This is a genomic window from Actinomadura luzonensis, assembly GCF_022664455.2.
Classification (GTDB): Bacteria; Actinomycetota; Actinomycetes; order Streptosporangiales; family Streptosporangiaceae; genus Nonomuraea; species Nonomuraea luzonensis.
On the sequence record NZ_JAKRKC020000002.1, the window covers coordinates 76,763 to 95,190 of the forward strand.

The 18,428-nt window shown below is 74.3% G+C and carries 16 protein-coding genes; 9 read left to right on the forward strand and 7 right to left on the reverse strand.

Annotated features, from left to right (window positions below):
* The 4 genes from MF672_RS30470 to MF672_RS30485 form a co-directional block, all read right to left on the reverse strand.
* On the reverse strand, positions 1-1,020 hold the full coding sequence (locus MF672_RS30470) for an MCE family protein (RefSeq protein ID WP_242370873.1): 1,020 nt from the start codon (positions 1,018-1,020) through the stop codon (positions 1-3).
* A 4-nt stretch (positions 1,021-1,024) separates the two neighbouring features.
* Positions 1,025-1,879: an MlaE family ABC transporter permease gene (locus tag MF672_RS30475; RefSeq protein ID WP_242370875.1), complete on the reverse strand. Its 855-nt coding sequence runs from the start codon at positions 1,877-1,879 to the stop codon at positions 1,025-1,027.
* Positions 1,879-2,670: an MlaE family ABC transporter permease gene (locus tag MF672_RS30480; protein WP_407654784.1), complete on the reverse strand. Its 792-nt coding sequence runs from the start codon at positions 2,668-2,670 to the stop codon at positions 1,879-1,881. Before MF672_RS30480 ends, MF672_RS30475 begins: the two co-directional genes overlap by 1 nt.
* Positions 2,671-2,812: 142 nt before the next feature.
* Positions 2,813-4,204: an aminopeptidase P family protein gene (locus tag MF672_RS30485; RefSeq protein WP_242370877.1), complete on the reverse strand. Its 1,392-nt coding sequence runs from the start codon at positions 4,202-4,204 to the stop codon at positions 2,813-2,815.
* A 146-nt stretch (positions 4,205-4,350) separates the two neighbouring features.
* Between MF672_RS30485 and MF672_RS30490 the strand changes: the two genes are divergently transcribed.
* The 7 genes from MF672_RS30490 (at position 4,351) to MF672_RS30520 (ending at position 10,867) form a co-directional block, all read left to right on the forward strand.
* A complete protein-coding gene (locus tag MF672_RS30490) occupies positions 4,351-4,779 on the forward strand; it encodes a CBS domain-containing protein (RefSeq protein ID WP_242370879.1) in 429 nt (142 codons plus the stop codon).
* Positions 4,780-4,804: 25 nt separating this feature from the next.
* Positions 4,805-5,398, forward strand: a complete 594-nt coding sequence (locus tag MF672_RS30495) for an Rv1352/Rv1906c domain-containing protein (protein ID WP_507161383.1) — start codon at positions 4,805-4,807, stop codon at positions 5,396-5,398.
* Between the two features lie 265 nt (positions 5,399-5,663).
* On the forward strand, positions 5,664-6,590 hold the full coding sequence (locus MF672_RS30500; protein ID WP_242370883.1) for a carbohydrate kinase family protein: 927 nt from the start codon (positions 5,664-5,666) through the stop codon (positions 6,588-6,590).
* On the forward strand, positions 6,587-7,891 hold the full coding sequence (locus MF672_RS30505; protein ID WP_242370885.1) for an alpha-glucosidase/alpha-galactosidase: 1,305 nt from the start codon (positions 6,587-6,589) through the stop codon (positions 7,889-7,891). Before MF672_RS30500 ends, MF672_RS30505 begins: the two co-directional genes overlap by 4 nt.
* A complete protein-coding gene (locus MF672_RS30510) occupies positions 7,888-9,162 on the forward strand; it encodes an ABC transporter substrate-binding protein (RefSeq protein ID WP_242370887.1) in 1,275 nt (424 codons plus the stop codon). The genes MF672_RS30505 and MF672_RS30510 overlap by 4 nt, the downstream gene beginning before the upstream one ends.
* Complete coding sequence (locus tag MF672_RS30515; protein WP_242370889.1) at positions 9,159-10,058, forward strand: carbohydrate ABC transporter permease; 900 nt, start codon at positions 9,159-9,161, stop codon at positions 10,056-10,058. Before MF672_RS30510 ends, MF672_RS30515 begins: the two co-directional genes overlap by 4 nt.
* Positions 10,055-10,867 carry a carbohydrate ABC transporter permease gene (locus tag MF672_RS30520; RefSeq protein WP_242370891.1) on the forward strand — a complete coding sequence of 271 codons (813 nt, stop codon included), beginning with the start codon at positions 10,055-10,057 and terminating at the stop codon, positions 10,865-10,867. The genes MF672_RS30515 and MF672_RS30520 overlap by 4 nt, the downstream gene beginning before the upstream one ends.
* Here MF672_RS30520 and MF672_RS30525 read toward each other — a convergent pair.
* On the reverse strand, positions 10,857-15,011 hold the full coding sequence (locus MF672_RS30525; protein ID WP_242370893.1) for a trypsin-like peptidase domain-containing protein: 4,155 nt from the start codon (positions 15,009-15,011) through the stop codon (positions 10,857-10,859). The two genes, MF672_RS30520 and MF672_RS30525, sit on opposite strands and share 11 nt — an antisense overlap.
* A complete protein-coding gene (locus MF672_RS30530; RefSeq protein ID WP_242370895.1) occupies positions 15,008-15,346 on the reverse strand; it encodes a CU044_2847 family protein in 339 nt (112 codons plus the stop codon). The genes MF672_RS30525 and MF672_RS30530 overlap by 4 nt, the downstream gene beginning before the upstream one ends.
* 205 nt (positions 15,347-15,551) lie before the next feature.
* Between MF672_RS30530 and MF672_RS30535 the strand changes: the two genes are divergently transcribed.
* Together MF672_RS30535 and MF672_RS30540 are read left to right on the forward strand one after the other, a co-directional pair.
* Complete coding sequence (locus tag MF672_RS30535) at positions 15,552-16,325, forward strand: cyclase family protein (protein ID WP_242370896.1); 774 nt, start codon at positions 15,552-15,554, stop codon at positions 16,323-16,325.
* Entirely contained in the window at positions 16,322-17,962 is a 1,641-nt protein-coding gene (locus tag MF672_RS30540) for a thiamine pyrophosphate-binding protein (RefSeq protein ID WP_242370897.1), read from the forward strand. Before MF672_RS30535 ends, MF672_RS30540 begins: the two co-directional genes overlap by 4 nt.
* Before the next feature lie 11 nt (positions 17,963-17,973).
* Here the strand turns inward: MF672_RS30540 and dhaM are convergent, their stop codons facing one another.
* Positions 17,974-18,396 (reverse strand): dihydroxyacetone kinase phosphoryl donor subunit DhaM, encoded by a 423-nt coding sequence (gene dhaM, locus MF672_RS30545; RefSeq protein WP_242370898.1) that lies wholly within the window; start codon positions 18,394-18,396, stop codon positions 17,974-17,976.
* Between the last annotated feature and the right edge of the window lie 32 nt (positions 18,397-18,428).

The window sequence follows — 18,428 nt, forward strand, 5'->3', positions numbered from 1 at the left end:
TCAGCGCCTCCCGTCGGTGGGGCCGCAGGCGCCGACGATCAGCTCGCAGACGTCGGTGGCGACGAACGCCTCCACCTGGAGCTGGTTCCTGCCGTTCGGGCCGGGCGCCTCGATCAGCTCGTTGAGCAGGGCGAGCAGCCGGTTCAGGCCGCGTACGCCGTCGCCGGCCAGGCCGAGCTGGGCGTAGATGAGCGCGGCCACCCGCTCGGCCGAGTGCACCCCGGCCCGCAGGTCCTGGCGGTGCGCGCGCAGGCCGTGCGCGCCGAGGTCGCTGATCGAGGTGACCTCCTCCAGCAGGGCGCGCACCTTGTCCGCGCGGGCCAGCAGGCCGGGGGTGATGACGTTGACGTCGGAGGAGATCGACACCAGCTCGTCGCCCTTGTCGGACAGGGCGGTGCCGAGCGCGGCCGTGTCGCGCAGGAAGCGGCGGGCGCGCTCCCGCTGCCGGTGCGCGACGCCGACGACGGTGCCGGCGTCGCCGATCAGCTCGCGGAGCTGCCCGCCCTCGCCGTCCAGGCCCTGGGCGAGGGTGTGGACGATGACGGTGACCTCGCGCGGGTCGATCGCGTCCAGGCCGCGGTAGGCGTCGCCGAGCGTGTCGGACAGGTCGAGCGGGCCCGAGGTGTCGGTGATGACCGCGCCGGAGGCGAGGAAGGGGCCGGTGCTCTCGCCCGTGCCGGGGACGAGGGAGACGTACTTGGGGCCGAACACCGAGCTCGGCTCGATGGAGGCGGAGGCGGAGGCGGGCACCCGCACGCCGGGCTGGACGTGCATGGTGACCACGGCCCGGCCCCTGGCGTCCAGCGAGACGCCGGTCACGTCGCCGACCGTGATGCCGCGGATCTTGACCGGCGAGTTGGTGTCCAGGCCCTGCCCGGCGCGCGTGAAGACCGCGTCGATCCGCGTCCCGCGCAGCTCGGTGGCCGTGCGCACGACGAAGACCGTCGCCCCGGCCAGGACCGCGAGCGTCGCGAAGGCGATGCCCACGCGGGCGGCGAGAGGGAACTCGAATCGGGCCACCGGCTCACCCCGTCAGCGGTATGTTGCCGCCGCCGCCCCAGAACAGGTACGACAGCAGCAGGTTGAGCAGCACGATCGTGACGATCGACTGCCGGATGGCGCGGCCCGCCGCGACGCCCACCCCCACCGGCCCGCCGGTGGCGTGGAAGCCGTGGTAGCAGTGGATCACGATGACCGCGAAGGCGAACACGCCGACCTTGGCGACGCTGAACAGGATGTCGCTGACCGGCAGGTAGAGGTAGAAGTAGTAGTCGTAGACGCCGGGCGCGAGGCCGAACAGCGCCGTGCACATCAGCCGGGTGGCGAAGAAGCTGGCGAACAGCGCGATCAGGTAGATCGGCATGAGCGCCAGCAGCGCCGCCACCACCCGGGTGCAGATGAGGTAGGTGAAGGCGTTGATGCCCATCACCTCCAGCGCGTCGATCTCCTCCGAGATCCGCATCGCGCCCAGCTCCGCCGTGAACGACGAGCCGACCTGCGCCGCGAGGGCCGTGGCCGCGATGATCGGGGTGATCTCGCGGACGTTGGCGAAGCTGCCGACCAGCCCCATGAACGACTCCGCGCCGATCGCCTGCAACCCCTGGTAGCCCTGCAGGCCCACGGTCGCGCCCACGACGAAGGCCATGGTGAACACCACGAACACCATGCCGCCGCCGATGACGGTCGCGCCGACGCCCACCACGACGTCGCTGACCTGCCGGATGACGACCTTGAAGTACCGCAGCCGCAGGATCACGTCGCGGACGCAGTAGAAGAGCACCTTCCAGACGAACAGCGGCCAGTCGGCCAGCCCGGCGAACCGCTCGGCGAGCTCCCGCCCCCGGTGGGCGAGCCGCAGGCCGGCCGTCCGCGTCACCATCAGAGCGACCTTGGGGGATAGGCGAGGAAGTACACCGCCGAGATCACGTAGTTGAACGTGAACACCAGCATGAACGTCACCACGGTCGCCTGGTTGACCGCCCGCCCCACGCCGACCGGGCTGGTGGCGCAGGTCATGCCCTTGTAGCAGGCCACGGCGGCGGCGATGAAGCCGAAGATCCACGCCTTGAACAGGGTGACGTACAGGTCGGAGGAGACCACCAGCGACAGCGCCCCGTCGAAGTACGCGCCCGGCGTCACGCCCTGCACGACGACGTTGAAGAAGTAGCCGCCGCTCGCGCCCGCCAGGATGACCAGCGGGCACAGGCACACCGCGATCGTGCTGGCCGCCCACATGCGCGGCGTGACCAGGCGGTGGATCGGGTTGACCGACATGACCTCCATGGCCGACAGTTCGTCGCGGATGTGCCGCGCGCCGATGTCGGAGGTCATGGCGCTGCCGCCCGCGCCGGCGATGAGCAGCGCGCTGGCCAGCGGCGCCACCTCGCGGATGAGGCCGACGAACACCGCGCTGCCGGTGGCCGAGCCCGCGCCGAGCTGCCAGGCCAGCTCGCCCACCTGCAGCGCCACGGTCGCGCCCAGCGGCAGCGAGACCAGCAGCACCGGGACGCTGGTCACGCGGGCCAGGAACCAGCACTGGTCGACGAACTCCCACCACCAGCTCTTGACGTCCCAGCTGCGCCGCAGCCCCTCCAGGGCGATGACGAACAGGTCACCGACCTGCCCGAGCATCGACCGGGCCTTGCGTCCGACGAATCCGGACCCGGCCATTGGCCGACCACCTCCGCCCGCCTACGGATCAGTCACCCTACTGACGGGGTGTCCAGTAGTCGACGCTTTCCTCGGAATTTGAGGAAAAGGTATGAGGGGCGGGCCGCGCCTTATCAGGCATGCACGAAACGTGACCGCTTCGTTACAGCAGGGCGCTCATCCAGGACTCGATCTCGTCCGGGTGGCGGGGCAGCCCGGCCGACATCAGCGTGGCCCCGTCCGCGGTGACGACGAGGTCGTCCTCGATGCGGATGCCGAAGCCGCGCAGCTCCTCGGGCAGCGTCAGGTCGTCGGGCTGGAAGTACAGGCCCGGCTCGACGGTCAGCACGTGACCCTCCGCGAGCACGCCGTCCAGGTAGACCTCGGCGCGCGAGCGCGCGCAGTCGTGCACGTCCAGGCCGAGCATGTGGCCGCTGCTGCACAGGGTGTAGCGGCGGTGCAGGCCGGTCTCCATCAGCTCGTCGAGCGAGCCCTTCAGCAGGCCCCAGTCGCGCAGGCCCTCGGTGATGACCCGCATGGCGGCCTGGTGGAAGTCGCGGAAGCGGGCGCCGGGCCGCAGCGTGGCGATGGCCGCGTCCTGGGCCTCGTGCACCAGCTCGTACGCCTGCCGCTGCGCCGGCGTGAACCGGCCGGACAGCGGCAGGGTGCGGGTCACGTCGGCGGTGTAGAGGGTGTCGGCCTCGACGCCCGCGTCCAGCAGCAGCAGGTCGCCGTCGCGCAGCGGGCCGTCGTTGCGGATCCAGTGCAGCACGCAGGCGTGCGCGCCGGCCGCCACGATGCTCTCGTAGCCGGTCGCGTTGCCCTCCAGCCGGGCCCGCAGCCCGAACACGCCCTCCAGGTACCGCTCGCCGCGCGGGTGGGCGAGCGCCCGCGGCAGGGCGCGCACGACGTCCTCGAAGCCGCGCGCGGTCGCGTCCACGGCGAACTGCAGCTCGCCGACCTCCCACTCGTCCTTGACCAGCCGCATCTCCGACAGGAACGTCTCCAGCTCGGCGTCCCCCTCGCCGCGCGGCACGCGGGCGTCGACGGACGGGTCCACGCCGCGCAGCACCCGGGCCGGGCGGTCCAGGTCGAGCGTGCGGATGTGGGCGCACTCGACCTGGTACAGCTCGGCCGCCTCGGCCAGGTCGGGGCGGCGGCCGGCCCAGAACTCGCCGTAGCGGCGGTCGCGGTAGAACTCCTGGCCCTCCTCGCGCGGCGAGCGGGGCCGCAGGTAGAGCACGCTCTCCCCGGACGGCTCGACCACCAGCACGTCGTCGGGCTCGCCCGCGCCCGTCAGGTACGCGTACGCGCTGTGCGGCCGGAAGCGGAAGTCGCAGTCGTTGCTGCGCGCCTTGAGCGTGCCCGCCGGGATCACCAGCCGCTCGCCGGGGAACCGCGCGGCCAGGGCGGCGCGGCGCTTGGCGGCCCAGGGCGCGACCGGCAGCGCCGTCACGTCGGTGCGCCGCGTGTCGGCCCAGCCCGTCCGCATGAACGCGGCCAGCTCGTCGGTGACGGGCAGGTCATGGCTTCCGATGTTCAGCGGCTCGGTCATCTCACTGTGTCCCTGGTCAGGTGATGTTTCGGCATATGAAGTGGAGTACGTCCGGCAAGCAGCCTACGGGACGGGTTGACGGGCTCCCCACCGGCTTGTTTGCCTGGTGCCTACACAGCGGAAGACCGAGGCAGAGGTGGTACCACATGCTCATCGGGACGATCCTGCGCGCCAAGGGCAGCCAAGTGACGACCGTGCCGCCGTCGGCGTCGGTCCGTGAGCTGCTCGCCCGGCTCGCCGAGCACAACATCGGGGCCGTGGTGGTCTCCACCGACGGCGTCGCCATCGAGGGCATCGTCTCCGAGCGCGACGTGGTGCGCCGGCTCAACGACCGCGGCGCGGGCGTGCTGGACGAGCCCGTCTCCGCGATCATGACCACCGACGTGCGCACGGCCGGCCCCGGCGAGAACGTGGACGAGCTGCGGCGCATCATGACCAACGAGCGCTTCCGGCACATGCCGGTCGTCGAGAACGGCCGCCTGGCGGGCATCGTCAGCATCGGCGACGTGGTCAAGAGCGCCATCGAGGAGCTGGAGACGGAGAAGGCGTCGCTCGTGGACTACCTGCACCGTTGACAGGGGTGGGACGCTTGGGTCCGTGATGTACGGGCCGCCGCCTCCTCCCGGATACCCACCCGAATACCCGCGGGCGACCAGCAGCCCGCCGATCATCGTGCTCGTGGCCGGGCTCGCCGCGCTGCTGGGGTTCCTGCTGGGCGTCTTCGTGGGCTACGGCGCCACGGGCACCGACGACGCGACCGGAGCCGACGGCGACCCGGAGCCCCAGCTGACGGTGACCGTCGAGGACACCGGCCCGCCCCCCGACGACCCGCAGGCCACCACCAGCGCCCCCGCCGCGACCCCGCCCTCGGACACCCCGCCCGCTCCGGACGCCACCCCACCGGGGGCCACCGCCCCGGGGGCCACCGCGCCCGGGGCCACACAGCCCGCGGGGATCAACCCCGCCTCCCTCCGCACCCTGGTCGTCGGCAAGGACATCCAGCCCGGCACCTACCGCACCGCCGGCCCGACGGCGGGCTTCTCCATGTGCTTCTGGGCCCGCATGAGGAACGTCTCCGCCGCCCCCGCCGACGTCATCACCTCGGGCATGCCGACCGGCCCCGCGACCGTCACCATCGAGCCCGCGGACAAGGCGTTCGCGACCGGCGGCTGCGCGGAGTGGACCCGGTCATGATTCTTTCGTGCCCCGAAGTCTGGACAAAGGAGCAAGAACGCGCAATTCTATCCGCACACAGGAGGGAGGCACGTCCCAGCGTGCTGGCGTGACGTCCTACGGTTATGGGCCACGCCACTCCGGCGCCCCCCGGCACGGGCGCGACGCGGAGAGTGCGGAACAGCGCGCATCGCCACTTGTCCCGAACAACCACGTTCGCGAGGAGTGTCCGTGCGCCTCACCGCACCCGTACCCCCATCAGCCCTCCCGGCTCGGACGCCCCGTCATGGCGCCTGAGTTCGACCTGCTCGTCGTCGGCGACGCCAACCCCGACGTCGTGCTCTCCGGCGCGCCCCGCCGCCTCGGCTACGGCCAGCGCGAGCAGCTCGTCTCCGGCGGCGACCTCGTCCTCGGCGGCTCCGGCGCGATCACCGCCTGCGGGGCCGCCCGGCTGGGTCTGCGGGTGGCGTTCGCCGGGCGGGTGGGCGACGACGCCGCCGGCCGGTTCGTGCTGGACGCCCTGTCCGCGCGCGGCGTGGACGTCACGCACTGCGTCGCCGGCCCCCGTCCCACGGCCATGACCGTGGTCCTGGCCGACGGCGCGGACCGGGCCATCCTCACCTCGCCCGGCTGCCTGCCCGACCTGACCGCGGCCGACGTGCCGCGCGGCCTGGCCCGGCACGTGCACGTCTCCTCCTACTTCCTGCAGCCGGCGCTCGCGGCCGGGCTGCCGGAGCTGCTGGCGGGGGAGCGGGAGCGGGGCGCGAGCACGTCCCTCGACACCAACGACGACCCCGCCGGCGCCTGGCAGGGCCTCGCCGGGGTGCTGCCCGAGGTGGACGTCTTCCTCCCCAACGCCGCCGAGGCCGTCGCCGTCGCCGCCCGCCTGCCGTCCCGCGCGCCGAACCCCCTGCCCCTGTCGGTCGAGGAGGCCGCGGCCCGGATCGGCGCCCTCGGCCCCGCCGTCGTCGTCAAGGACGGCGCCGCCGGCGCGCTCGCCTGGCGGGACGGCACGCTGACCCGGGTGCCGGCCGTCCCCCTGGAGCCGGTCGACACCGTCGGGGCCGGCGACAGCTTCAACGCGGGCCTGATCGCCGCCCGGCTGCGCGGGCTCGGCCTGCGCGAGTGCCTGCGCGTGGCGGTCGCCTGCGGATCACTGTCGACCCGGGCCGCCGGCGGCACCGCCGCCCAGCCCACCTGGAAGGAGCTATGAAGATCGCCTTCATCGGCGCGGGCAGCGTCGAGTTCACCCAGGGCCTGCTGGCCGACCTGGTCGCCTTCCCCGATCTCGGGGAGTTCGAGGTCGCGCTGCACGACATCCACCCCGAGCGGCTGGAGACCGCCGAGGCCGCCGCCCGCGTCATCGCCGCCGGCCGCCCCGTCAAGATCTCCGCCTGCCCCGACCTGCGCCGCGCGCTGGAGGGCGCCGACTTCGCGATCAACATGATCCAGGTCGGCATGATCGACGCCACCCGCGTCGACTTCGAGCTGCCCGCGCGCCACGGCCTGCGCCAGACCATCGCCGACACCATCGGCGTCGGCGGGATCTTCCGCGCCCTGCGGACGTTCCCCGCCCTCGACCGCATCGGGCACGCCATGGCCGAGCTGTGCCCCGACGCCTGGCTGCTCAACTACACCAACCCCATGGCCATGAACGTCTGGTACCTGGCCGCCGCCACCCCCGTCCGCAACGTGGTGGGCCTGTGCCACTCGATCCACTGGACCGCGCACGACCTGGCCGAGCTGGTCGGGGTGCCGTACGAGGAGGTGTCCTACCTGGCGGCGGGGGTCAACCACCAGTCGTGGATGCTGCGCTTCGAGCACCGCGGCGAGAACCTCTACCCCCGCCTGGACGAGGCCGTCGCCCGCGACCCCGGCCTGGCCCGCCGGGTGCGCGTCGACATGTACCGCAGGCTCGGCTACTACCCGACCGAGACCAGCGAGCACTCCTCCGAGTACGTCCCCTGGTACCTGCACCACGACTCCGAGATCGAGCGCCTGCGCATCCCCGTCGGCGCCTACCTCGGCATCAGCGAGGAGAACGTCCGCCAGTACGAGGCCACCCGCGACGCGCTCCGCGCGGGCCGGCCGATCACCGTGGAGGGCACGATGGAGTACGCCCCGCAGATCATCCACAGCATCGCCACCGGCGCGCCCCGCGTCGTCTACGGCAACCTCCCCAACACCGGCCTGATCACCAACCTGCCGGCCGGCGCCGTCGTCGAGGTGCCGTGCGCCGTGGACGCGCTCGGCGTGCGCCCGATGGCCGTCGGCGACCTGCCCCCGCAGTGCGCGGCGCTCAACCGCGCCTACGTCGGCGTCAACGAGCTGACCGTGCGCGCCGCGACCGAGGGCCGCCGCGACCACGTCAGGCACGCCATGATGGCCGACCCCAACACCGCCGCCACCCTCACCGTCGAGCGGATCGACGCCCTGTGCGAGGACCTGCTCGCCGCCCACGCCGGCCTGCTGCCGGAGTCGCTGCGGGAGTCACCGCGGAAGTCACCGCGATGAGGGCGCGCGCCGGGACGGCGGCGCTCCTGCTCGCCGCCGGGCTGCTCACCGCCTGCGGCGGGGGCGGCGGGGAGGCGGGCGGCCCGGTCGAGATCACCTGGTGGCACGGCCAGGTCGAGAACCAGGCCAAGGTCATCGAGGAGCTGGCCGCCGAGTACAACAAGGCCCATCCGGACGTGCGGATCGTCCCCGCCGTCGGCACCACCAACGTGGACGAGATGCTGCAGAAGGTGCAGGCCGTGCTGGCCGGCGGCAAGGCGCCCGACATCGCCTACATGTACGGCACGTGGTCGCCGGTCCTGGCCAAGACGCCCAAGGTCTACGACCTGACCGCCACGGTCAAGGCGCCCGGCTTCGGCTGGGACGACTTCTGGCCGTCCGAGCGGGCCGTCGCCGAGGTGAACGGCAAGGTCGTCGGCATCCCCGCCGTCGTGGACAACCTGGCCGTCATCTACAACAAGAAGCTGTTCGACGCGGTCGGCCTGTCCTACCCGGACAAGGACTGGACCTGGGACGACTTCCGCGCCGCGGCCAGGAGGCTCACCCGCGACGGCGTGTACGGCACCGCCTACCCCGTCACCGGCACCGAGGACACCGTCTGGCGCTTCTGGCCGCAGCTCTGGCAGCAGGGCGGCGACATCCTCTCCGCCGACGGCAGGAAGTCCGCCTTCAACACCCCGCAGGCGGTGCAGGCGCTCGACCTGTGGAGCGCCATGGCCCGCCAGGACAAGTCGGTCTACCTCGACCAGAACGGCGAGAAGTTCCTGCCCCTGTTCCAGAGCGGCAAGATCGGCATGGTCATCGCGGGCCCGTGGGCGCTGCTCGACATCATCGACCACAAGATCGACTACGGCGTGCAGATCCTGCCCGGCCACAACGGCGACCACCAGACCATCGCCGGGCCGGACAACTGGGTCGTCCTCGACAACGGCGCCCGCCGCGCCCAGGCCGCCGCCGCCTTCCTGACCTGGCTCACCCGCCCCGAGCAGGACGCCCGCTGGACGCTCGGCCTCGGCAACCTGCCGATCCGCAAGGCCACCACCGCGCTGCCCGCCTACCGCGAGTTCACCGAGGACTTCCCCGAGATCGACGTCTTCACCGCCAACCTGGACAACGCCACCAAGGCCAGGCCGCAGCTCCCGGCGTACCCGGAGCTGTCGGAGAAGGTCGGCAACGCCATCGCCCAGGCCCTGGTCGGCGGCACCCCCGCGCAGCAGGTGCTCACCAAGGCCGCCGCCGAGGCCGACAAGGTGCTGGAGCGCTCGCGATGACCGCCGTCGCGGCGGGAGCCGGGGCCCACCGGGCGCGCCGCGCCCGGTGGCTCCCCCAGCTCACCGGATGGGGCTTCGTCCTGCCCGCCACGCTCGTCGTCGTCGGGCTCAGCGTCTTCCCCGCCGTCTGGGCGCTGCTGCTGTCGCTCCAGGACGGCGACCTGCTCACCGGCGGCTCCTACGTCGGCCTGCGCAACTACGCCGACCTGCTGGGCGACGCCGAACTGGCGGCCGCCGCCGGGCACACCCTGCTCTACACCGTGCTGTTCGTGCCCGGCTCGGTCGCGCTCGGGCTGCTCCTGGCCCTCGCGCTCAACCTGCGCATCCGGCTCATCGGCTTCTACCGCACCTGCTTCTTCGTCCCGTACGTCGTCTCGGCCGCGGCCACCGGCATCCTCGCCAACTTCGTCTTCGACCCCGACTTCGGCATCGTCAACGCCGCGCTCAAGACCCTCGGCCTGGCCCCGATGGGCTTCCTCCAGGACCCCGGCCAGGCCATGATCACCCTGGTCGCGATCTCGATCTGGGGCGGCGTCGGCATGCCCGCCGTCGTCTACCTCGCCGCGCTCCAGGACATCCCGCGCGAGCTGGTCGAGGCCGCCCGGGTGGACGGCGGCGCCGGCCGGCACGTGCTGCGCCACGTCGTGCTGCCCCAGCTCAGGCCCGCCACCGTCTTCCTGGTGATCTGGCAGACGATCACCGCGCTGCAACTGTTCGACCTCGTCTACACCACGACCAAGGGCCAGCCGCTCGACTCCACCACGACCGTCGTGTTCTACCTCTACCGGCAGGCGTTCCAGCTCTTCCACTCCGGCTACGGCACCGCCATCGCCTACGTCCTGTTCCTCGCCACCCTCGCGGTGTCGGGCGCCGTCCTGTGGAGGAGCGCGCGATGAGATACCGGCACCTGGCCCACCTCGTCCTCATGCCCGCCGCGCTGCTGTTCGTGGCGCCGCTGGTGTGGATGGTGCTCACCGCGTTCATGCCGGACGCCGACATCAACAGCTACCCGCCGAAGCTCTGGCCCGAGCACCCCACCCTGGACGGCTTCCGGCGCATCTTCGCCGAGGACGACTACCCGCGCTGGCTGGCCAACACCGTGCTCGTCGCCGCCGCGGCCGTGCTCGGCCACGTCGTGCTGTGCTCCCTGGCCGGCTACGGCTTCGCCCGGCTGCGCTTCCGCGGGCGGGCGCTCGCCTTCGGCGCGGTCATGGCCACCATCATGGTGCCCACCCAGGTGCTGATGATCCCGACGTTCCTGCTGTTCAAGAACCTCGGCCTCATCGACACGCTGGGCGCGGCCATCGTCCCGTGGCTGGCCTCCGCGTTCGGCGTGTTCCTCATGCGGCAGTTCTTCCTGTCGCTGCCGCGCGAGCTGGAGGAGGCCGCCACCATCGACGGCTGCTCCCGGGTCGGGGTGTTCGTCCGGGTGGTGCTGCCGCTGGCCCGGCCGGCGCTGGCCACGCTCGTCGTCTTCACGCTGCTCGGCGCCTGGAACGACCTCATCTGGCCGCTGATCGCCATCTCCTCCGAGGACAGCTACACCCTCCAGCTCGGCCTGGCCACCTTCGCCGGGGCCCGGCACACCGAGTGGTCGGCCCTCATGGCCGGCAACGTCGTGGCCGTGCTGCCGCTGGTGGCGGCGTTCGTGCTGGCCCAGCGGCACTTCGTGGCCACGATGAGCTTCAGCGGGCTCAAGGGCTGAGCAGGGCCGGCCGGATCGCCAGGATCCCGGTGTGCAGGCCGACGAGCAGGCGTCCCGTCTGCCACAGGCAGTTCGTCGCGGGCGCGTGCACCGGGACGGTGGTCACGCACGACCGCCTGGCCGGGTCCCAGACCCGGACCGTGTGGTCCTGCCCGGCCGTCGCCAGACGGGGCCGCCCGTCCTGCTGGAAGGCGCACATGGCGTTGACCCGGCCGGTGTGCCCGGTGAGCGTGACCCCGCTCTCGCGGCCGGCCGTGAGGTCCCACACCTGGACCGTGTGGTCGTCGCCGGCCGTGGCCAGGTGCAGCCGGCCCTCCATGGTGAAGGCGCACATCGCGCTCACCCCGCCGGTGTGACCGGTGCGCAGCGTGCGGATCCCCCGGCAGGTCAGCGGGTTCCAGACGATGATGAGCTGGTCGTCGCCCGCGGTGGCCAGGCGCAGCCGGCCGCCCTGCTCGAAGGCGCACATGGTGCGCACGGCGCCGGTGTGCCCGTCGAGCGAAGCGCCGACCTGGTAGCCGAAGACGGGGTCCCAGATCCGCACCGCGCGGTCCTCGCCCGACGTGGCGAGGAGCGGCTGCCCGCCGGAGGTGAAGGCGTACACGCCGCTGGCCCCGCCGGTGCTGCCGGTGCGGATCGTCAGCAGCTCGCCCTCCTCGCGCCCGGTCGCCGCGTCCCACACCCGCACCAGGTGGTCCTCGCCGACGGTGGCCAGGTAGGGCCGCTCCTCGTGGACGAACGCGCACACGGCCCGCGCCTTGTACGACGGGTGCGTGAGCGGCGCGCCGATCTGGTTGCCGCTGAGGGAGTCCCAGACCCGCAGCCGGCGGTCCTCGCCGACCGTGGCCAGGCGCGGCAGCCCGTCCTGGACGAACGCGCTCATCACGCCGGTCCGCCCGCCCAGGCCGGCCGAGGCGCGGTGCACCTGGTAGCCGCTGCCCGGGTCCCAGATCCGCACCGTCCCGTCCTCGCCGGCGCTCGCCAGGCGCGGCAGCCCGCCCTGGCCGAAGGCGCAGACCGCGTGCACCGGGCCGGTGTGGCCGGTGAGCACGCCGCTGAGCTGCCGGCCCACGCTCGCGCCGGCCGCCAGGTGGCCGAGGGACAGGTCCCACGTCTTCACCCGGTGGTCGTCGCCCGCGGCCGCCAGGCGCACGTTCCCGTCCTGCTCGAAGGCGCAGACGGCGAGCACCGGGCCGGTGTGGCCGGTCAGGGGGAGACCGATCTGCCCGCCGCCGGCGGCGTCCCAGACGCGGACGGTCCAGTCGTCGCCCGCGGTCGCCAGGCAGGCGCGGCCGTCGAGGGTGACGGCGCAGACGGCGTTCACCCGCCCGGCGTGGCCGGTCAGGGGCGGCAGGAGCGGCCGGCCGGTGACCGGGTCCCAGACGCGCACGGCGTGGTCCTCGCCCGCGGTCGCCAGGCGGGGCCGGCCCTCGTGGACGAAGGCGCACATGGCGCTCACCCGCCCGGTGCGGACGGCGATCGGCTCGCCGGCCCGGCGGCCGGTGACCGGGTCCCACACCCGGATCGTCTGGTCCGCGCCCGCGGTGGCCAGGCGGGGCCGGCCCTCGTCGGTGAAGGCGCACATCGCACTGACCCGCCCGGTGTGGCCGGCCAGGGGGCCGCCCGCCTGCCCGCCGGTGGCGGGATCCCACAGCCACACCATCCAGTCGCCGCCGGCCGTGGCCAGGACGGGCCGCCCCCCGGCGGTGCACACGCAGATCGCGCCGACCCGTCCCGGATGGTTGACCGGGTGGCCGACCTGGCGGCCGGTCGCCGGGTCGAAGATCCGCACGGTGCGGTCGTCGCCGGTGGTGGCCAGGCGCGGCAGGCCGTCCTGGCCGAAGGCGCACACCGCGTGCACCGCGCCCACGTGGCCGGTGAGCAGGGCCTGGTCCGAGCGCGGCGTGACCGCCGCCCAGCTCGTCCGGTACGGCATGCGGTCGTGCGCCAGCGACGGGTTGTGCCGCAGGGCGAGACCGGCCAGGGCGTCGGTGGCGCCGAACCGGGCGGCCCGCTCGGCCGGGGAGGCCGTGGCGGCGCCCGGCGTTAGCTGGATCAGCCGGACGACCCTGGACAGCACCGGGGACAGCACCGGGGACAGCACCGGCGAGAGCCGGGCCGTGGCGGCGTGCGACAGCACCCGGTGCAGGTCCGCGTGCAGCAGGTACGGCGTCCGGGTCAGCAGGTGCTCCAGCAGCCCGCCCCGGGCCGCGTGGCCGGCCAGCGAGCGGCGCAGGTAGGGATGCAGGTCGCACCAGGAGCCGCGCTCGGCGAGCGCGGCGAACCGTTCGGTGAGCGCGCGCTCGTCGGCCGCCCGCCCTTCCGCGTCCGGCAGCAGGGCGTCGTCGAGCGCCTGGTGGAAGAGCCGGAAGGTGGCGCCGCCGGTCTCCAGCAGGAAGTTGGCCGCCGAGGAGCGGGCGAAGGCGGCCAGGCGGCCCTCGTCCACCTCGACGCCGCTGAGCACGGCGATCGCCGTCCGCCACAGGGCGAGGTCGAAGCCGGGCGCCTCGGCGTAGGCGAGGGCCCGCAGGGCCACGGCGGCGGGGACCGCGCCGACGGCCGCCAGCGGCTCGACGTAGGCCCGCAGCGCGTCACCCACCTCGGCGGGGAAGGCCAGCGTGTCCGGCGCGACCGGCCGCTCGTCCTGCTCGCCGTGCCGCCGCGCCTGCAGCCCCGCGATCAGGAAGTTGCGCTCGGCCTGGCGGGCGACCGCGCGGGCCACCGGCAGGGCCACGGCGTCGTCGGCGTACGGGTTGCCGGGCCGCTCCGCGCCCACGAGCTGCAGGCTGGCCAGCGCGTAGGCGACCAGGTCGTCCAGGGCGAAGTAGGCCGGCCGGTCCAGGTCGACCAGCTCGGCGTCGGGCCCGAACCGGGCCGGCAGGTCCTCGGCGTCGTCGCGCCGCCGGCAGGCGACGACGACCTGGGCGCCCAGCTCGGCGCACTCCTCCAGCAGCGGCAGCACGATCCGCGACGCGACGAGCCGGGCCTCCGCCGGCGAGCTGGCCTCGTCGAGCGCGTCGATGACGAGGTTGAACCGCGACGGCCGGGCGGCGAAACCCGACCGGGCGGCGCGCTGCCGGCGGCGGCGTAACGCGACCCGCAGCGCGGGGACGACGTCCTCCACGCCGGTGGGCAGCGTGGCCGCCGCGGCGCGGGCGATCTCGGTGCCCACCTCCAGGGCGCTCTTGCCCTTGGCGTGCACCGCGCACGACACCGAGCCGATCGAGGCGCGCACCGCGTCGTCGCCGGCGGGCAGGGCGTCGCGGATGCGCTCGTCGGCGGTGGTCACGATGCGGCCCAGCACCGCGGACTTGCCCACCCCGGGCGAACCGGTCACCACCAGCACCCGCTTGTCCGGCACCGGCCGGTCCAGCCAGTCGCGGACGGCGCTCAGCGCGGCCCGGCGGCCCCGGAACCGGTAGCCGCGCTCGCTGTCGTGGGCGACGCCGCGCGCCCGGGGCCGCCAGTGCCGGCCGCTCTCCGGGTCGCTGGCCAGCCGCCAGCCCCACGAGGCCAGCGCGAGCTGCCCCGCCCGCTCCGGCGACCAGGACTCGGCGAGCACGTTCAGCTTGTGCTCGGGCAGCAGCAGGTCCGCCTGGTACGCGGTGACCGCCAGCGCCCGGGAGGCGCCGGTGCAGCCGCTGACGACGGCGACCACGGCCTCGTAGGAGCTGTCCCACACGCCGCCGCCGCTGAAGCCGGGCGCCACGGGATCGGCCTGGTGCGTGGACAGCCGGACGGTCCCGTAGCCCAGCACCTCGTCCACGACGCCGCCGGTCGCGTCGCCCCAGATCTGCGCGTTCGGGAAGCCGAACGCCCACCAGGAGTGGCCCTTGAGGTCGGCGGGGTCGGGACAGGCCAGCCGGGCCGGCCACACGCCCGCGGGCACCTCCTCCTCCAGCTCCAGCAGCGCCACGTCGTGCGGCGCCGGCGCCAGATGGACCCGGGCGACCCGGCAGCGGGCCGCCGACGCGGTGCCGGCCTTCGGGAAGGCCAGCCACAGCGACCCGTCGCCGGCGGCCACGTGCGCGGCGGTCAGCGCCCGCCGCTGGTCGATCACCACCGCCGCGCCCAGCGGCGCGTGGTCGTCCGGGCCGCGGTGGACCGCCGCCACCCAGGAGTCGTCGGGCGGCCCGTCGCTCATGGCTTCCCGAGCGGCGGCGTGCCGGCAGCCGGTGGCGATCCGGGACGCCAGGTGAGCGTGACCTCGAAGTTGCCCTCCGTGGCCGCCTTCGCCACCAGCCAGGTCATCGTGCCGGTCACCTTGATGCCGAACTTGACCTGGATCTCCGCCGGCGCGGCGGCCCGGGCGCGCTCCAGCACCGCCTGCGCGGCCTCGACCGCCGGGCCGATCGCGTCACGGACCCGCCCGACGATCTGCTCGGGCCCGGCCGCGGGCCGGTAGCCGGGCGGCGGCTCGATCTCGAACTGCACCGTCGCTCCGCCGTCGACCTGGTAGGTGACCAGTTGAGAAGTCATGCAGCACCGTTCCCGTCCCACGTGCGCGGCCGCCGGCAGCGCGATCGGGATCGCGCTGGGCGGAGCTTATCCCGGCGCCGGGAAGCGGCACCGGGATATGCGCGAGCGGGTCTGGCCCGGCGCGGCCGGGCGCGGCGGCGCGGCGCTTTTGCGCGGGCGGGGCGGCGCGTAGGAGGATGCGCTCAGCCACATCAAGGAGGATGACATGTCGGTCTTGAGAAGCTTCGTGGACAGCGTACGCAGCGGCGCCATCGAGGTGATCGACCTCACCGCGCCCCTCTCGGCCGACACGCCGATCCTCCGGCTCCCCGAGCCGTTCGCCAACACCATCCCGTTCCGGCTGGAGGAGATCAGCCGCTACGACGACCGCGGCCCCGCCTGGTACTGGAACGACATCCACACCGGCGAGCACACCGGCACCCACTTCGACGCCCCCGTCCACTGGGCCACCGGCCGTGACGGCGAGGACGTCTCCCAGGTGCCCGCCGGCCGCCTGATCGCGCCCGCCGTCGTGCTCGACCTCGCCGCCGAGGCGTCCAAGGACCCCGACTTCCTCCTCCAGATCGACCACGTCAAGGAGTGGGAGCGCGCCAACGGGCCGCTGCCCGAGGGCGGCTGGCTGCTCTACCGCACCGGCTGGGACGCCCGCTCCGGCGACCAGGCCGCCTTCCTCAACGCCGACGACAGCGGCCCGCACACGCCCGGCATCTCCGCCGAGTGCGCCGCCTGGCTCGCCGCCGAGACGCCCGTCATCGGGCTCGGCGTCGAGACCGTCGGCACCGACGCCGGCGCCGCCCACTCCTTCGACCCGCCCTTCCCCTGCCACTCCTTCCTCCTCGGCGCCGGCAAGTACGGCCTGACCCAGCTCCGCAACCTCGACCGCCTGCCGGTGACCGGCGCCGTCGTCGTCGCCCCGCCGCTGCCGATCGTCGGCGGCTCGGGCAGCCCCGTCCGCGTCCTGGCCCTGGTGGAACGGTGATCGTCGCCGAGGCCGTGGGCCACGCCCTCGCCGGGTGCGGCGTGCGCACGGTCTTCGGCGTCGTCGGCAGCGGCAACTTCCACGTCACCAACGCCCTGGTCGCGGGCGGGGCGCGGTTCGTCGCGGCCCGGCACGAGGGCGGCGCGGCCACCATGGCCGACGCCTACGCCCGGATGAGCGGCGAGGTCGGCGTCCTGTCCGTGCACCAGGGGCCGGGCCTCACCAACGCCGTGACCGGGCTCGCCGAGGCCGCCAAGAGCCGCACGCCGCTCGTCGTCCTCGCGGGCGAGGCCGCCGAGCGCCGCTCCAACTTCCACATCGACCAGGACGCGCTGGTGCGGGCCGTGGGCGTGGTGCCGATGCGGGTGACGTCGGGGGAGGAGGCCGGGCAGCGGGCGGTCGAGGCGTACCGGACGGCGGCCACGGAACGCCGCACGGTCCTGCTGAACCTGCCCCTCGACGTGCAGGCCCAGCCCTGCCCCGGCACTGTCGCCGCTGACGCGCGGACCCCGCCCCTCTCCGCCGGGACGGACGAGAGCCTGCCCCTCGCCGCCGAGCTGGACGCGCTGGCGGGCCTGCTCGCCGGGTCGTCGCGGCCGGTGTTCGTCGCCGGCCGGGGCGCCCGCCACGCGCGGCGGGAGCTGGAGGCGCTCGCCGAGCGGACCGGGGCGCTCCTCGCCACCTCGGCCGTCGCCCGCGGCCTGTTCCGGGGCAGCCCGTGGGACCTCGACGTGTCCGGCGGCTTCGCCACGCCGCTGGCCGCCGAGCTGATCACCGGGGCCGACCTCGTCATCGGCTGGGGCTGCGCGCTCACCATGTGGACCACCAGGCACGGCTCGCTCGTCCCCGCCGACGGCCAGGTCGCCCAGGTCGACCTCGATCCCGCCGCCCTCGGCGCGCACATGCCCGTGGACCTGGGCGTCACCGGCGACGTGGCCGCCGTCGCCACCGCCCTGGCCGCCCGCGTCCCGGCCGCCGCCGGCTACCGCACGCCCGGCCTCGCCGGGCGGGTCCGCGCCGAGGGCCGCTGGCGCGACGTCCCGTACGAGGACCGCGGCGCCGGCGGCCGCATCGACCCGCGCACGCTCACCATCGGCCTGGACGACCTCCTGCCCGCCGAGCGGATCCTGGCCGTCGACAGCGGCAACTTCATGGGCTACCCGTCGATGTTCCTCGACGTGCCCGACGAGAACGGGTTCTGCTTCACCCAGGCGTTCCAGTCCATCGGCCTCGGCCTGGCCAGCGCGATCGGCGCCGCCGTGGCCCGGCCCGACCGGCTGCCGGTCGCCGCGCTCGGCGACGGCGGGGCGCTCATGAGCGCCGCCGAGCTGGAGACCGTCGTCCGGCTCGGGCTGCCGATGGTGGTCGTGATCTACGACGACGAGGCGTACGGGGCGGAGGTCCACCACTTCGGGCCGCACGGCCACCCGCTGGACACCGTCACCTTCCCGCCCGCCGACCTGGCCGCCATCGCCCGCGGGCACGGCTTCGCCGCCGTGACCGTCACCCAGGAGGCGGACCTCGCGGGCGTGGCCGACTGGCTCAAGGGGCCGCGCGACCGGCCGCTGCTCGTGCACGCCAAGGTCACGCGGGACCGGGGGGCGTGGTGGCTGGAGGAGGCGTTCAAGGGCCACTAGGCCGCGTCCGGCTAGAGCTTGCGGAAGGTGCGGGCCTCCTCGGCGGCGGCCAGGACGTCCGGCAGCGGCAGGCCGGCGTCCGCCGCGACCGCCGCCGCCACCGCGCCCTCCACGAACGGCACGTCCGCCAGCACGATCCGGCCCGGCTCCGCCAGCAGCCGGGCGGTCAGCACCGAGCTGCCGAGGTCGGGCACGATCAGCACGCCGTCGCCCTGCTCCACGCCGCGCACGGCGGCCTCGATCAGGTCGAGGCTGGTCCCCAGCCCGCCGTCCTCCGTGCCGCCGGCCGCCGCGACCGGCACCTCGGGGCCCGCGATGCCCCGCACCAGCGCCACGACCTCCCGCGCCAGCCCCGCGCTGTGCGACACCAGCACCAGCCCCACCATCACACCACCCCCGCCCCGCCCGGCCCCGTCCTCATGGACGCCCGCCATCGGCCATGCCTTGCCGACTTCTCATGCCTTGC